6 protein-coding genes and 3 pseudogenes are annotated in these 16,419 nt (G+C 58.6%); 6 read left to right on the top strand and 3 right to left on the bottom strand.

The window, feature by feature from the left end; genetic code table 11:
• Nucleotides 1-580 precede the first annotated feature (580 nt).
• The 3 genes and pseudogenes from ltrA (at nucleotide 581) to pdxY (ending at nucleotide 4,103) form a co-directional block, all read left to right on the top strand.
• Entirely contained in the window at nucleotides 581-1,828 is a 1,248-nt protein-coding gene (gene ltrA, locus A3AI_RS0137910) for a group II intron reverse transcriptase/maturase (RefSeq protein WP_024520505.1), read from the top strand.
• 67 nt (nucleotides 1,829-1,895) lie between these two features.
• Nucleotides 1,896-2,975, top strand: a pseudogene (locus A3AI_RS0137905) (IS5 family transposase); the annotation flags it as partial.
• A 300-nt stretch (nucleotides 2,976-3,275) separates the two neighbouring features.
• The gene (gene pdxY / locus A3AI_RS0137900; RefSeq protein WP_024520503.1) at nucleotides 3,276-4,103 is read left to right on the top strand and encodes a pyridoxal kinase; all 828 of its coding nucleotides are present in this window, start codon (nucleotides 3,276-3,278) and stop codon (nucleotides 4,101-4,103) included.
• A 397-nt stretch (nucleotides 4,104-4,500) separates the two neighbouring features.
• On the opposite strand, the pseudogene A3AI_RS50400 reads toward pdxY, so the two are convergent.
• Nucleotides 4,501-5,046: pseudogene (locus tag A3AI_RS50400) on the bottom strand (LysR substrate-binding domain-containing protein); the annotation flags it as partial.
• Nucleotides 5,047-5,237: 191 nt separating this feature from the next.
• Here A3AI_RS50400 and A3AI_RS44385 point away from each other — a divergent pair.
• Both A3AI_RS44385 and A3AI_RS0137880 read left to right on the top strand, forming a co-directional pair.
• A pseudogene (locus tag A3AI_RS44385) lies at nucleotides 5,238-5,533 on the top strand (type II toxin-antitoxin system HigB family toxin).
• On the top strand, nucleotides 5,533-5,916 hold the full coding sequence (locus A3AI_RS0137880) for a helix-turn-helix domain-containing protein (protein ID WP_024520501.1): 384 nt from the start codon (nucleotides 5,533-5,535) through the stop codon (nucleotides 5,914-5,916). The pseudogene A3AI_RS44385 and the gene A3AI_RS0137880 overlap by 1 nt, the downstream one beginning before the upstream one ends.
• A 114-nt stretch (nucleotides 5,917-6,030) precedes the next feature.
• On the opposite strand, the gene A3AI_RS48420 is transcribed toward A3AI_RS0137880, so the two are convergent.
• Both A3AI_RS48420 and A3AI_RS49645 read right to left on the bottom strand, forming a co-directional pair.
• Complete coding sequence (locus A3AI_RS48420) at nucleotides 6,031-6,168, bottom strand: hypothetical protein (protein ID WP_156928129.1); 138 nt, start codon at nucleotides 6,166-6,168, stop codon at nucleotides 6,031-6,033.
• 514 nt (nucleotides 6,169-6,682) lie between these two features.
• Complete coding sequence (locus tag A3AI_RS49645; protein ID WP_245287044.1) at nucleotides 6,683-6,835, bottom strand: DUF930 domain-containing protein; 153 nt, start codon at nucleotides 6,833-6,835, stop codon at nucleotides 6,683-6,685.
• 1,894 nt (nucleotides 6,836-8,729) lie between these two features.
• Here A3AI_RS49645 and xopAD point away from each other — a divergent pair.
• Nucleotides 8,730-16,313, top strand: coding sequence for a XopAD/skwp family type III secretion system effector (xopAD, locus tag A3AI_RS44380; RefSeq protein WP_024520499.1), 7,584 nt, complete (start codon nucleotides 8,730-8,732; stop codon nucleotides 16,311-16,313).
• Nucleotides 16,314-16,419: the final 106 nt, after the last annotated feature.

The raw sequence follows: 16,419 nt of genomic DNA, 5'->3' as shown, positions 1-16,419 counted from the left end.
GATGAGGTGTTGTGCGCCCGCTGGATCGAGAACCCCTATTACCGTGTGCCTCGTAGCCGGTGCGTATCTGCCGGCAGAACTGTGTTGAAGATGGGAGTTGGCCTCCCGGAGCCGGCCTGCAGGGGCAGGCTTCAAACCACTCCAGGCTGCTGCGTTTAAGAGACGTGGTGGTGAGCGCTGGGGGAAAAGGCGGCGGGCTACGCCGTCAGGTGAGTGATGAGAAGATGAGCGCAAGCGAACGGCCGATGACGCATCGAAATGGGTCCAGACGCTGTCAAAACGAGCATCGTGGTAATGATGCTGGGAAGAGTGTGGGCGATACCTGCTTACGGTCCACGCGGCAGCCGGTGTATAGGTGGCATGATCTCATCACAGGCTTCAATCCGGAACGAGGGAACCTGGCTCGGGGTGTTAAGGGAAATCCGCAAGTGGCGCACACCACGAGGGAGAATACCAAAACCCGAGACAGGGGCGGAGCAGCCTGTAGTAGCGCTGAAGTGGCTGTAATGGCCATGGAGCGAAGGGGCTGCGTTATCCTGTCCGACATCGGACGCCAACCGGCTTTGTCGGGAGGAGCGTCATGACGCCGGACAAACCGTTGCCGATCACCAAACGTATGGTCTGGGAGGCCTACCAGCTGGTGGCAGGGAATGGAAAGGCGGCGGGCGTCGATGGCCAGAGCCTGGACGAATTCGCGCAGGACCTTGGGAATAACCTCTACAAGCTCTGGAATCGCATGGCGTCGGGAAGCTATCTCCCGCCTGCGGTCAAGCGCGTGGAGATTCCCAAAGCCAATGGCGGCATCCGCCCATTGGGCATTCCGACGGTCGCGGACCGCGTCGCACAGATGGTGGTCAAGCAGTATCTGGAACCGGGGTTGGATCGAGTGTTTGATCCTGACTCCTATGGCTATCGGCCGAGAAAATCAGCGCATCAGGCGATCGAGCAAACGCGCAAGCGATGCTGGGACTATGACTGGGTTTTGGACCTCGACATCAAAGGCTTTTTCGACACGATCGATCATGCCCTTTTGGTGAGAGCGCTTCGGAAGCACTGTCAGGAGCCCTGGGTTTTGCTCTACGTCGAACGATGGCTGAAGGCTCCGGTAGAGATGCCAGATGGGACCATCCAGAAACGGGAAGCCGGAACACCGCAAGGTGGAGTGGTAAGCCCGCTGCTGGCGAATCTTTTTCTGCATTATAGCTTCGATACGTGGATGCGTCGGACGTTTCCGCGCATTCCGTTCGAGCGCTATGCCGATGATGCAATCTGCCATTGCCGGACACGGCAAGAGGCGGAGCATCTGAAGGCGGTTTTGGAGAAAAGGTTGGCCGACTGTCATCTGACGCTGCACCCGCAAAAGACCCAAGTGGTTTACTGCAAGGACAGCAATCGACGCGGGACACATCCGCAAGTCCAGTTCACCTTCCTTGGCTTCACCTTCCGACCCCGTATGGCGAAGAACCGTTGGGGAAAGCTCTTCACGTGCTTCCTTCCCGCAGCTGGCCCGCAGGCGCTCAAACGCATGCGGGAGCGGATAAGGAGCTGGCGCCTGCCACAGCATGCGCCGCTTCCGTTGGCTGACATAGCCCGAATACTCAATCCGACCCTTCAAGGGTGGTGGCAGTATTATGGGCGTTTCTATCCAACGGAAATGTGGAAGCTGTTCACGTACTTTGATGAACGTCTCGGAGCCTGGCTCCGGCGGAAGTACAAGTCGCTCAAAAGGCACCGAGGACGGAGCTTGCGGCGACTGAACAGTATTGCGAAGCGCTATCCCTCTTTCTTCGTCCACTGGGCGCGCCTTGGCCACGCAACGGTTGGGTGACAAGAGCCGGATGATGCGAGAGTATCATGTCCGATTCTGTGAGGGGCTGAGGGTGAAACTCCCTCGGCCCACTCGACAATACTTNTGCGGCGAATTGAGCTTCTGCCACCGTCTGCCGTTCGATCGATCGTCGATAACACGCTGGCGCCAACGGCTCGGAGAGGAGCAACTCGTTGCGCTGATCCAGGAAAGTCTGTCGGTGGCNCACAAGACTGGTGCCATCGGCCCCAAGGACCTGGAGCGGGTGGTCGTCGATACCACCGTGCAGCCCAAGGCGGTTGCGCATCCAACCGACGCACGGCTGATGCATCGGGCGATCATCAAGCTCGTCGGGCTCGCCAAGCGCAACCGTTTGCCGCTGCGCCAGAGCTATCTGCGCCTGGCCAAGCGCGCCGCCATCATGGTCGGCCGCTATACTCACGCTCATCAGTTCAAACGCGCCCGGCGCCAGCTCAAGTTCCTGCGGACACGGCTTGGCCGGATCATCCGCGACATCCGCCGCAAGATTGATGGCGATGCGGTGCTGGAAGCTCGCTTCAACCCGCTGCTCGGTTTAGCGCAACAAGTGCGCAGCCAGGACCAGCATCAGCGCGGTCCAAAGGTCTATGCGTTACATGCCCCGGAGGTCGAGTGCATCGGTAAGGGTAAAGCCCGCGCGCCTTACGAATTTGGCTGCAAGGTCAGTATCGTCACCCCCGTGACGTCTCCGAAGGGCGGNCAGTTCGTGCTCCACGCCAAGGCCCTGCACGGCAATCCCTTCGACGGGCATACGCTNGGCCCCGTGATCACCGACATGGAGAAGCTCACTGGCGTGGAGGCTCGCCGCATCCACGTCGACAAGGGGTATCGCGGCCACAACCACCCGCATCGGTTCAGGGTCTGGATCTCNGGGCAGGTCCGCCGCGTCACGGCTTCCATCCGTCGCGAGATGAAGCGNCGCGCGGCCGTCGAGCCTGTCATCGGCCACGTCAAGGCCGAGCATCGCATGGACCGCAACTACCTCAAGGGACGTCTCGGCGACCGCATCAACGCCGTCCTCGCCGCTGCAGGNTACAACTTCGGCCTGCTCCTGCGATGGCTCGCAAAACTCTTGCGTGTCATTATCCGAGCCTTCATCGAGACCGTCCCAGCTCAAAACATCGCTTGAACCCGGTTCTTCACAGACGACTAGATGTCGGACCAGAGGCTGTGGCTGCGACCTTCTTGCCCGCGCGGCTTCGGAAATCAGGGCGCGATCTCTGCAACGCGACGGTGATCGGGTCGTCTACAATAGCAACGGTCGTGCGGCACCGATTGGCAAGTAGAAGTGTTTCTTGACCTTCTGGACGAGCGAAGCAATTATTTCGCTAACTGCACACACGAGAGCTAACGACCGGTCATCCCAATAGGCGGCATGTGTGCGGTTCCGCGTTCTCGCGTACTGGCCGAGTGCCTCAGGAACTAGTCGATGCTTGTGATCTCAATCCAAAGCCAGGTTGTCTTCGGCCACGTCGGCAATAGCGCCGCAGTCTATCCGATGCAAGCCGAAGGAGTGACCGTAGCTGCCGTTCCGACGACGCTGCTCTCCAACCATCCCCGGTATCCGACGATGCGCGGGCGCGTGCTGGATGCCGACCTGGTTGCGGATCTCCTCCTTGGTGTTGAGGAGCGCGGCCTGATTGAACAGGCTGCGGTCCTCGTGACCGGATACCTAGGTTCGCCGGCAATCGCTGACACGGTCGCCGATTTTGCGGAGCGGGCGTTAGAGCGGAATCCGAAGCTTGTCTATCTTTGCGATCCGGTGATGGGGGACGACGATCTCGGCATTTTTGTCGCAGACGGAATAAAGGAAGTGATTTGGGAAAGATTGGTGCCGATCGCTTCGCTGGTAACGCCCAATCAATTCGAGCTCGAGCTGTTGACCAATATCAAGGCCCGAGACGCCTCGCGGCTGCTGGCCGCAAGCCGCGCGGTCGCCGCTCGAGGTCCGGTGGGAGTAGTCGACACTGGTTGCACACTCATTGATACGCCTCCGGGGATAGTGGAGACGATACTCTGCTCGGACGGAAAGCTGTTGCGCATCGCGACACCTAGACTGCAAATCCGTCCGTGCGGTACAGGCGATCTTCTGACCGGCCTCATTGCTGCTCATCTTGCCAAAGGGCAGGACGTTGAGACTGCTCTCCGACTTGCCGTAGATCATATTTTTGGCGTTCTCGAACGCACCCAGCGAGCGAAAGCGCACGAAATGTGCCTCTTGCCGCGACCGCGTAGAAGTCATTCGAAGAAGTTTTGACATGACCAACGCGGTTAGGCGGATCCCGACCGGCGATGTCGAAGGCCCGCTCGCCGGCGTGTGGGCCGGCGCGATCCCGCATCCAGCTGTGCTCTTCGCACATCTCGTTCCGAAAAAAAATACGTCGGGCATGCACGGTTTTGTCTATCCCAGCGGCTTCTTCAGCGGGCGCGCCGAACGCACAAGCGACTTCCATTGTTCCAAGATACGCGCCGCGGCATCCTTCAAATCTTTACCGAGAAGCGACTTCGATCGGCTCGGCCGCGCCATGGATGCAGGGCGAGGGCACATGGTGGGACCTCGAACTGATGTGTCTGAGCTTCATCCAGATATCTTGTCTCGCGAATGCCTTCGTCTCGCTGGTCGTCGGTCTCAGCGCCTCGTGCGGAACGCCAGTTCACGGAGCCGCGGCAGGGCGGAGTTGCGGTTGTCTTTCCGCCAAATCCGATGCTACTCGGCTTAGACCAATGCTCCCAGCTGCTCCCAGCTTGATCGGGCGAAACACCACATTATCGAAGCAGGCGTTGCGCATTTCCTCCGGGACAATTGTGAGGCCGAGACCTGCGCTGACCAAGGACAGGATGGCCGGTGCTTGGCTCATCGATTGGACGACCCGCGGCCGAACGCCGTTGTCGTCATAGGCCGATGTCAAAAGCGCGCGCATATATGGTCCGTCCGGTGAGTACATAATGAATGCTTGGCCTTCGAGCTGCGACAGTTCCGGGCGTCGGCGAACCGCGAGCGGATGATTGAGCGGCAGAGCGAGGGCAAGGCCCTCGCGGAATACGCTCGCGCTTCTCGCCGTTCGTCTCGATCGGCCGGATCGGCTCGAAATCGATCCGTCCCGCCTGAGTGCGTCGAGCTGCTGACAGGAGGTGAGCTCCTGGAACGTGATCTCGACGTTCGGCAACTCGTCGCGAACGCGGGTCGCAACCTCACTAAACGGGACCTTGCAAGACTCGCTAGACGCTTCTTAAGATGGCGTGAAAAGCGAGCGCATCAGGGACGCGCCAAAGCCCTGAAATTGTTAAAAAATCGGGAAAAAGACCCTGTTTGGGTCTGTATGGAGCAGAAATTTAGGTTCCCATATTGGGAATTTTCAAATTGATCCCATATTGGGAACATGCTATGGCAATGAACGTAATAGCAAGGAAGGCACTCAAGGCCTTTTGGGAGCGGTACCTCAAGCTGAGAAACCTCTTGGCACTTGGTACGAGATTGTTTCCAAGGGAGACTGGGGTGGACCAGCAGACCTGAAGACGGCGTTCGGAAGCAATGTGGACTTTGTGGGAGACAACAGAGCCATCTTCGATATCGGCGGGAATAAATACCGCCTTGTGGTTCACTTCTCCTACAAATTCAAAAGCGCCCTAATCAAGTTTGTGGGCACGCACGAAGAGTACAACGGCGTAAACGCGGAGACTGTGTGATGATGGACGTGAAGCCTCTCCACAATGAACAGGATTACGACTGGGCTATCCGCGAAGTAATCCGCTATTTCGAAGATGAGCCCACCCCCGGCACACCTGATGGTGATCGTTTCGAAGTGCTGTCTACTCTTATCAAGGAGTACGAAGATGGCCACTTCGCCACCGCACGTGGAGATCCCGTAGACGTTCTGCATTTCGCAATTGAGTCTATGGGCAAATCTCAGGCCGAACTCGCAAACCTAATTGGGCGGAATCGCGCATCCGAAATTTTGAATCGTATTCGCCCTCTAACGCTGGAAATGATTCGTACCATTAGCAAGGAATGGAACATTCCTATTGACGCGCTAACCGCTCAATACAAGTTAGAGCGCGCTTATGCTTGACCCAATTGGCCCCGCTTCGTCGGGGCCTTCTGAATCTTGTCTTTCTCACTTAGTGATTTATGCGGCGTTTTGAGCGCGGCCACGCAGTGCAGCCTCAAAGCGCTCTTGGGCTTCTTAATTCTTGTCCTTGTCGTCGGTCATGGCGCTACCGGAGCTAATGGAGGTCCGATAAAATTCGCTCTGGCGCAATTCATCACGCAAAAGTTGGCGGTTTTTTCCATCTCTGAAGGCCGCCCGCAATTCGGAAGACATTTTTCTCTTCAAAGTCCTAGGATCAAACGGATGCATCGCCCCCACGTTTACACATGAATTGAGCAATTAGGGCACGACGCCTCCGCCCGGTCTATCCCATGAGGTTGGATCTTCACCCATAATGACCAGACCTCCGATACGCTGCGTAGAACCGAAGAACCTGCGCTGAATGGTGTCAAATCGCGCACGCACAGTTTCTACTGGATAATACTACGCGTCGGGAATGATACAAAAAATGCCGCAGGGTTCCCCTTGGGTAGTTGTTTTCGTTTTTTATTCAGCGCATCCAAAATAGTCGTTTGTGAAGAACGTTTCTGAGCGCCGTTTTACGCAAGGTGTGGTTGCGATAGGTGGCGACAGCGTATCGATAACAGGCCGCGTAAAAGTTCCACGAGCCAGCGGCGGAGCAGGCTGAAATTGTAGCCGGCGGCGGCGAGCACGACTCGGGTCTGGGCACTGGCGCCCCGAGCGTGTAACCGAATGAACGAATTGTGACGCCGTCGTCGCTCGTTTCTCAATGATGCGCGACATGGTACCACACGCCGCGGCTTCGCAACGCGGCTCCGCCGGCGGCTATGGCATGGCCGCGAATGACCGGATTCGCGAACGCATAGGCGACGAATTCATCCGGCCGAAAGCGCTGGTGCTCGCGGCGGATCGCTCCCATTGCGCGTGCATCGCAACGCTGCTCAAGTCGTGTTTCGGGAGAAAGCGTCAGCATCTGCTCTTCGGTGGATTTGGCCGCATGGGCAATCCGAGGCAAGGCGAGGAAGATCAGGTAGGCTGATAAAAAGTATCGTCTCATGATTCAACTTTGCTCTGGCGGTCGACGGCGGTCACATCAGAAGAGCGGCGTGCCTTGCGGAAATTCGTGCCACGGTCACGAATCTCTGTGTCGACCGCATCGTTGAAGGCAGCCGCCATACAATGCTTGTGTTAGGCAACATTACGGCTGTCCCTGACGGATTGAATATCTTGGCAATATCCGAGAGCTGGGCGCTCTGTTCTCAAAGCAGCCGTTCGAGCAGAGCAGTTCAGGTAACCCCTGAGGAATCGGTCAGCTCATACCGGCGTCAGCCGAGTAGGGGAGCGTCAGTTAGACGCGTTCAAGGTGCGGTTCGCCTTGATGCTCGCCGGCGGTATCGGCGAGGAGGGCCGCAAGTGCCGAGCATTGGTTGTGTTTGATGTCACGAAACATGTCCCCCAGCCCGCGCATTTATGCGCGGTGCCGATCGTTAAGCCGCCATAAGGGGAACCGGTCATGTAACTGGACTCATCGCTAAGCAGGGAAACCGCTTGAGAGAACTTTCGGCTTGGTCTTGCCGGGAGACTGGTTTTGGTCGCGGGGCCGGGTTTGGACCGCACCTCTGACCGTCTGCCGCGGGTTTGTCAGCTTTTCGTCAGCTCGCCCCTTTAGCTTTGTCGTGCCTTCGATAGCTGCAACTAGGATTATCCATTTTGAAGTGATCACTCCCAGTCTATGGCCGTCCAACCGATATGCTCCACTGTGTAGTCGGGGAAGGTGTTGGTGGGCACATCCAGTCTCAGCAGAGACGTTCACGCTGACTGCTACTTAAAGGCAACATCCATGAGTGAGTGAAGGAAACGCTGATCCGCTGTTCGACGTTCATCAGCTGACATCAAAACTCAACTTCGCAGGTGCCGCAAGCCGGCAGAGTTAGCAGCGCGTCCATGCGGCAACGAGCTTCGGATAGCCAGCTTACCTCGAGCATCGAGGCGGGCTAGCAAAGGCATCTATTGCTTTCGCGAAAATTGCAACTTCAGCGATGGATGACGGTGACGCTGCTTGCTTGTTCTGCTCGAAGTAGCCCTCGTCAAGCCGTCTACTCTGTATCGAGCAATTTTGGCATCGCCATTTCGTGCTCCTACGCTCTTGGAGGAGCCAAACATATCGGTCCAGGGCGCAGCTAGGCAAACGCATGATCGCCCGCGCATCCGTACCTCATCGGAGACGCTGCATGAGAGACATCACCGGACGTATGAACTACCGGATTTCCGACTTGGATGCGAGCAATGTCGGCCGGGACAATGAATCTCAGTTCGCATCCAGCCGCGGCGATGGAGAAGCTAGTGGAACGTTCGGATCCGCGCTTGTGCGGACGCGCTCTGAGCTTCAAGGCGTAAAGGCTCCCTCGACACGCACCGCGTCCGCGCCTGGCAATGATCTTTGCGACGCGTTTGCCGATCCTAGCCTTGACGCACATGGAACCTTAGCGGGTGCGCCGTACGGAACCAATGGCGAGCGCGAGTGCTCCTCGAAACGCGCGCGTGGCGCGCAAACTTGGAAAGCAAGCTTGTCGCGTTCCGGCGTCGATCCCCGGGGAGGTGATCTGGAGCTGGAAAGCTCCCAAACAGGTGCGCTGCAACGACGCCAAGGCGCGTCGGGACGGGAGGCTGGATCGGGAGCGCATCGTTCCGGCGATGTAGTAGGAGAGAGCTGGCGTCATGCCACTTATCGAAGCGCGGAGGATTCGGAAGGCGGCTTGACGCATTATCGACCTGAGGATCGGCGAGCTGACCTAGCCACCGAAAGCTCGCGAATGGGCACATTTGCCGCAAATGTGCAGTTCGCTCCGCAACAGCGTTCCAGGGCAGGTAAGCGTCGTATCGACGAACTGGCTGGGCACCGTCCGCATGCCGCGACCTCGGAACGGTACGGACGTGCAGAGCTCGAAAGTAAAAAAGTTCACGAAGCGATCGAGATCATTGATCGCGCTTCTCGCGCGCATGACTTCTATCAATTCTCGAGAAGTATAGTCGACCATACACAACAGAATAACCCCAAGCAGCTGAAGATGCCGGGGTTGGCAGCTTTTCTGCAAAGGGCTGCGACTCTTTTCAAAACTGAATTTGTCCCGCGATGGGAAGATAACCTCCGCGGCCGGCAATCGTGGGGCTACGCCACGACCTGCAATGCCGTGAGCCGGGAGGCCGGAGGTCTGGCGGGTAGAGACGCGTGCAAGGCCATGGCAGCTCAACTGTCACAACTTGATAGCGTCCTTATGAGGAAAGTCGACCTCAAGGCGTTTTCCCTCTTTGCGGCGTCATTCGGCCGGCACACGCAATCGAGTACCTGCCGCAATGGAACAATCAGGATCGCCGAGTTTTTTTGCGATGAGAACGAAGCACTTCAGGAGCTGAACGAACAGGGTCTCTCATTGCTCGTGAACGGATTTAGCAAGTGGCCGGAACGGACGGAGTGTCGGGAAGCCACAATTACGATTGCGAGCGAAGTCTCTCGCCGCGCCAGCCGTGCGGGGCTCGCCCATCTCACTCAGCAGCAACTGTCCAACTTGGTAAACGCCTTCTGCAAGTGGCCTAACGAGACGAAATGTTGCAGAGCAACCGCCGTGATTGCCGATGAGGTGTGTCGTCGCACGCACCTCTCTGATTTCAATCCGCAAGCACTTACGAACCTGGCGAATGCGTTCTGCAAATGGCCGGACGAAACGAGGTGTAAGCGCGCGACAGTCGCCATCGCCAGGGAGGTTGCTCGACGCCGGCTCAGTGATTTTGAGCCGCAGGGCTTGACGAACTTGTTGAACGGCTTCGGCAAGTGGCCAGACGAGCGGCCTACTCGGCGAGCCGCGGTCGCGATCGGCGGTGAGATCTGTCGTCGGCACCTCTCTGAGTTCACTCAACAGAACCTCGCCCTCCTGGCAAACGGTTTCAGCAAGTGGCCGAAGGAGGAAAATAGCCGGGTAGCCATAGTGGCAATCGCTGAGGAGGTCCTCCGCCGCGGGCTCAGTGATTCCACGCCACAGGGATTGGTGAACCTAGTGAGCGGCTTTAGCAGATGTCCCGAGGAGGCGGACTGTAGAGCGGCCACAGCAGCAATCGCCGGGGCGGTCGTCCGCAAGCGACTACTTGGTCTGACTCCGCAGGGCCAGACCGTCCTGGTAAACGGCTTCAGCAAATGGCCGAAAGATTCGACCTGTCGCGCGGGAACCGTGGTCATAGCCTCCGAGGTTCTTGAGCTCGCCCGCCGAACCGACGGTCTTTCTCGCTATCCGGAGCAGGACCTCGCGAAGTTGGTGAACGGCTTTTGCAAGTGGCCGCAAGAGACAGTCTGTCGCGAGGCGATCGTCGCGATTGCGGGCGAGATCCTCACCTTTCCTGACCGGCTTTCTAATAATACGCAGCAGGAACTGGCAAATCTGGCAAACGGTCTCAGCAAGTGGCCAAGAGAGCTGGCCTGCGGTGAAGGCATAGGTGCAGTCGCCCGGGAGATCCTTGGTCGTGCCGACCGCGATGGTCGGCTCACTGGTTCTACTGAGCAGTCGCTCGCGAATTTGGCGAACGCTTTCAGCAAATGGCCAGACAAGACGGCTGTGTTTCAAGCCACGATCGCAATCGCCAATGAGGTGCTTAGCCGTTCCGATCGGCTTTCGGCTTTTACTCGGCAGGAATCCGCGAACCTGGTGAACGGCTTTTGCAAGTGGCCGGCAGATGAGCGCTGTCGCCAAGCAACAGCCGCGATCGCCCGTGAGCTTTGCGACCACGACAAACCATCCAGTTACAATAGCCAAGCGTTGTCGAACCTAGCGAACGGCTTTGGCAAGTGGCCTGCAGACGAAGACTGCTCCGAAGCCGCTGTCGCGATCGCTCGGGAGGTCCTCCGCCGCCGGCCCTCCGATTTTACTCCGCTGCAACAGGCTGACCTGATGAACAGCTTTATCAAATGGCGGGGTGAGACTTCGTGCAGCCAGGTCATCGTACACCTATCGCGCGGTCTTGGTCGCGGAGGGCAACGATTCGCTACTTTCACCACGCCTCAACTCAGCATGATCGCCAATGCTGTGGGACGAAGTTTCATGAGGGCGGAGGAGAGTGGAGACATTGCTGACGCCACCCTGCTCAAAAACCGGCTACAGCAGCTGGTTCATTACTTGCATTATGCAAATGATCGGCTTGAGCAGGCCAATGCTTTAAGCATTACCAACATCTTCAAGGCGCTGGGAAAGGCCCGGCTGTTTGACGATCTCGGTTTGCTCGCACCGACAGGGTTAGGCCGGCTCGAGGAATTGCTTCATGCCTCGGGCTTTGTCGCCGAGAACAACCTCGAATCCATGGGCAATATTTGCATCGCTCTGCTGCCGCTAGCCCGCAGTCCGCAGAAGGCGATGCGCTGGCACCGCATGCAGGCTCTAAACCTGCTCAACGATCTCCAACCAGTTTTGGAGCAGAAGATCGCGGCACATCTAGCAGCAAGCAATGCTGAGCCACGGGTCCGTGGTTCGGTTTCGGCCCGCCGTCCCGCACTCTCGATTTTTCAGGTGCTCAAGGCGCGTGAGGTCCTGGTGACTTTGTACCGCCGGCCGCATGTCGAGGGCAAAAAGTCCGATTTGGCGATGAGGCGGCAAAAACTGGAGCACGGGACCAAGCAGATCCTGGCCGACGCACGAGCCCTCATCGAAAGCGATCTTTCCAACATGAGCTGGAATCTGATCGCGCAGATCGAGGCGGACGATGTGGTTGATGCACTCGACTCATTCATGACGCTGGATGAGGCCGCGATCCGGACTCAACATCCGGCGTCCGTCTTCGATACGAACCAGGTGTTACGAACCATGGATCACGAGCCAAGACCGCCGCACGGTGAGGCGGGACTGATGCAGTTGCCAGTGGTGGACATGCAGGGGCGGCGACTGGCCACGGCGCCCGAGACGCGATACTCGATGTTTCATCGCTTGACCTCGGGGGCCTTGCCGGTCGTCGCAGTGCAACTACCGGGAAAGCCGAGCCCCTTCATGTTGAGGCGCGTGTTCTGCGTCGATGACGTGCCCTACCGCATGGACCTGTTCGGCGGAAGCAAGTTAAAGGCGCCGAAACCAACCCTGTCGCAGATTGCTGCCGTCGTTCCGGGCGAGCCAGGACCCAAGGCTTCAGGGGGGAAGCTGTTGGCAATTCCGTATGCCGACACCGCGCCCGGCACGGCGTTCGAGCAGCTATCGCGCGCCTGGGCGCCCTTTAAGGAAGCATATTATTACACTCAGCGCAGGGGGTTTGCAGCGCCACCTGCTGTCAAAAATCTAGGCCCTCATGACTATGCGCTGGAGGGGACCTTTCAGTTGTCGCTGCTGCCGGACCGCCCTGCTGGCGAGGAGCATCCCTTTAAGCTGACGGGACCGGACGGGCCGATCGCATTGCGACCGCACGATGGCTGCGGCTTCATCAGGGCTTCGTTGGCCGAGCGCATGTTAGCTGTTCGTCGAGGTAGTCAGCAGGAAGGTCCTGATCGCCTACCTGCTTTCGCTGAGGAAAAGAGGGCGTCGCTGCCCGCTGCGGCGCTGCAATATTATTCGCGCAGCGATGAGGTGGCGGAAGAAGTACGCGAGAAAGCCAAGAGCTGGCTTGAGAGTAGAGTAGGGGAACCGCTGACTTCAGAACAGCTGTTTCGTACCGTGACGGCCGGACACATCGAAGGCCCCGGCGCGGTCGCCGTGCCCTCCGACGATGGCCACCTGCATGTGCCCAAGCTCAAGAGCGACACGTTGGCTGGGACAGCTGGTGTGCTGATCGGCCGCTCCCCGTATGACAAGGCAAACCTGCGCCCGTTCACCACCGAGCGCGTAAAGACGGCAGCTGATGGTGATCCCACCGCGGCGTTCCTCGATAAATGCGTGGCGATGCAATACAGCTTTAACGTCGCGGAAAAATCAGGCGATCGACTGGCGGCCGACGATCCGACCTTTTTCGCAAAAGGCATTCTCATCGCGGTGCCTGATGACGTGTGGCCGGCGAACTATCGAGATCGTGGGCTGGTGATGTCGGCCGAGGACGTAAAGTCCCATTCGGGCTGGACCGAGCGCAAGGACCGCGTGACGGCGGACACCCCACTCGATTGTGTCGGCATCCTCCAGGCCACCGAGATATTCGCTCCCGGGTCCCTGATTGCCGTCCCGCCTGATGAACAGAAAAAGCTCGACGGCGACTTCGATGGGGATACCGTCATTATTCTCGGGGACCGGCCGCAGCTTTATGAGCATGTTCGGCAGTTTGATGCCGAGGAGCAGGCTCGCGGAGTCCGCTCACTCAAGCCGCCAAAGTCGCATACCCCCGCGATCGAGGACGGCAGGTACCAATTCAGTCGTGCCAGCCAGATTCTGGCTGCCACGCAGGACACTTTGGAAATTTATAGCACTCTGCAGAGAAACTTTCTGGCTCAATCCGATCAAGCCAGGCGCTGGTTTGCAGAACGGGCGATCTTTGGCATCTACGAGGGCGTTCACCACGAGCTCAGGAAAGAGATCCGTGACCTCTTGAACCAGGAACAGACGAGCGGACAGGATATTCAGGCCAAGCTGGAAAGGGCGATGCGCGAGATCGAGGTCGCAGAGCATCCAATCGCTCGCGAGATCACCGAGTTGCTCGTGGCCGACTTAGAGGCGTGGGCTGAGAGAACGAATGGCCAGGTCGGTTCCGAAAAAATCGACAGCGTCACCGATCTCAACTCTGGGTTAAGCCGAACGGCTTGCGAGCTTTTCCCGGACTTGGCGGACGCCTATCAGGCCTCCGCTCACCCGCGAGACCGCATCCAGGCCTTGCTCGATCAATATCCTGCGCGCATCGATCCACGACCGGATGGTTACGATCCAGACGACGTCGTACAAAGCGCAATCAATCTCCTGAGCCTCGGCAACAAAGTCGGGACCGACGCTTATAAATCCGACACAAGCGCCCGTCTGTTCCTGAAAAAAAGCCAAGAGCTTCAGCGGCTCCTGCAACTAACGCCGGGCCTGAAGCCAGTGCCCTACGTCAAAGGCGTAGCGGCCACACTCATGCATGGCAGGTTCGATGTCGATACGTCCTTGGACGATCTGAAGGACAATCCGACGCTAGCGGCTTCGGTCATGGAAGCCTCAATCAAGCTCGTTGTCGATAATCACATCCTCCCCGAGCGCTCCGGTCGACCACTCCCCACCACCGAGGATTCCGCTATAACGATGATTTTGACCAGCGCGGAGGCTGCGGACCGCGCCAGGGCGGAGTCTGCCAGGGCCGTAGTTGAAGAGAAGGACATCACCACAGCAACGCTTCGGGTCGCCGAGATACTCAAGCGAGCAGATATCGAGGTGAGCATGCCCCGTTTAAGTCGCTGCTTGAGATCAAAGGGGTCAATGACAGACCAGCTGACGGGAGCGATCGCCAAGTCGAACGGCGACACCCAGCTCATCAGCAGCGCCGTGCGCCATCTCTTCGAAATCCCTGACAAGGATTTCACACGTGGTTTCAAAAAGGCCATGTTGGCGTTTGACGAGCGCGGCTATGCTGAGGTCTGCACCACGAATTGGTTCAGGATGCGAGATCCCACCTTCCTCGGCGTTACTTCTGTGCTGTCCACGCCGGGCGGTTATCGCTTTGAGGTAGAGTTCCATACGCCACAGAGCTTTGAGGCCAAGACTGCCAATCACGATACCTACAAAGAGCGAGGCAGGCTGCGGCTGCAAGCGAGCGGAGCTGCTCTGGAAGAGGCTACACGACAACTGGCCCAGCGGGCGCGGGAGGTCTGTAGGGACGTGGCGATCCCAGAAGGCGCCAGAGAGATTGCCCACTGGGGAATCGAACTGGACGCTCGACCCTCTGCCGGCACCAACTTTGGTCCGCGAGCTGCCGAACGGCCAAGAATGGCCGAGACATCACCGATCGCAAAAGAGGTTCTCTCCGTTCTGGGCTCGCGGCCGATTGTGCTTGTCGGACTACCGGCCGCCGGCAAGTCCCGCATCGGCCCAGCTCTCGCACGACGACTGGGGTTAGCCTTCGTCGACACTGACAAAAAAATTGAAAGGGAGACCGGTATGAAGATTACGGATATTTTCGACGCCAAAGACAAGGGCAAGCAGTGGTTCCGGGACCGCGAGGCGAGCTTGATCGCGCAGCGTGTTGAGAAAGGCAACGTGGTCCTCGCAACCGGCGGGGGCTCGTTCGAGCGCGAGGAAACGCGGCGCCTCATCCTGGATAAGGCGGTCTCGATCTGGCTCGATACCGACCACGGCGAAATTTGGAAGCGCCTTGCAAATGACACCAGTCGGCCGTTGTTGCGGACCTACGAGACGGAGGAGACCTCCGGGCAGGGGAGTTCAAACAAGACGGCCATCAAGAAAGAGCTCTTCGAGGAAATCGTCAAGGAGCGGACGCCACAGTATCGCCAAGCAGATATCACGGTCGTTCCGCCCCATAAGAGGAACGACAACAAGAACGCGGATCTATGTGTGACGGCGCTGCACGGCTATCTCTACGGCGGCGCGGGGGAAAACGCTCGGCAGTCCAACTCGGTTGACGAGCTTCCGGCTGCGTCAAACCCTCCGAGCGCGGGAGCTTCGGTTCGGCTCAAGGAGCAGACGCGGGGACCCGCGGCACCATTACCTGCGAGCGCTCCGTGGTCAGACGTCTACGGCAGCCTTGGGTCCATGGTTGATTTGCCGTCGACACAGCACATGATGCCTGATGATGCTCATTGTCCGCCGGTTTTTCCGCGCAAACCATCCGGTCCTCACATAGCTTCTTTGGATCCGACAGCCTCGCCCCACGCCAGCTTGGTGCTCGGCGCCACGGAATGGCTGGGTGACGAGCACATCGCGGCGGACTACGCGCTCCTTAACGAGCAGTTGCAGAGGGACAATCCGCCTCTGGCGGCGCAGACGCGGTTCGTTCAACCGACCCAAGCCCATCTGCTGCGCTTGACCCAGAGCCGGAGCGGCTGGCTGGAAACTTTCCAGCGAATCGTACATGACCGGGATGGTAACGATACCGCCAGGTTCCTGCTCGTGCCAGTGAACGATGGTGATGCTGGTGGCGACGGCACGCATTGGTCGCTACTGTTCGTGGATCGCCACGCGCCGGAGGGAGCGCTTGCGTACCACTACGACCCCGCCGGGGCACACAACAGCACAGTTGCAGAACAGCTCGCAACGAGACTGGGCGCCCGCCTGCAGGTAGCTCGCATAACCCGGCAGCAGAACGGCTATGATTGCGGCGTCTTTGTAGTGGATGCCACGCGGGCGCTGGTTAGACGATTGGCGCAAGGAGAGCGGCCAGGGCGCGAGCCGCTGCACCTCGATCACCTCGTCGCCAATCGGCCGGCACTCCAGGACCGACTTGGGGCTGATACCGGCTTAGGCTGATGAAGTTGGCTCGATCGGCTCTCGCCGACACGACACGACACGCTCGCGCGGACGAGCCGGTCAAGGCTATCACCTCGCTTCCACTTTGAGGATCGGCCGATACGTC

The organism is Bradyrhizobium sp. Tv2a-2, assembly GCF_000472425.1.
In the GTDB taxonomy this organism is placed as follows: domain Bacteria; phylum Pseudomonadota; class Alphaproteobacteria; order Rhizobiales; family Xanthobacteraceae; genus Bradyrhizobium.
The sequence above is the reverse complement of the archived record's forward strand: the minus strand, read 5'-3'. Positions and strand labels throughout refer to the sequence as shown.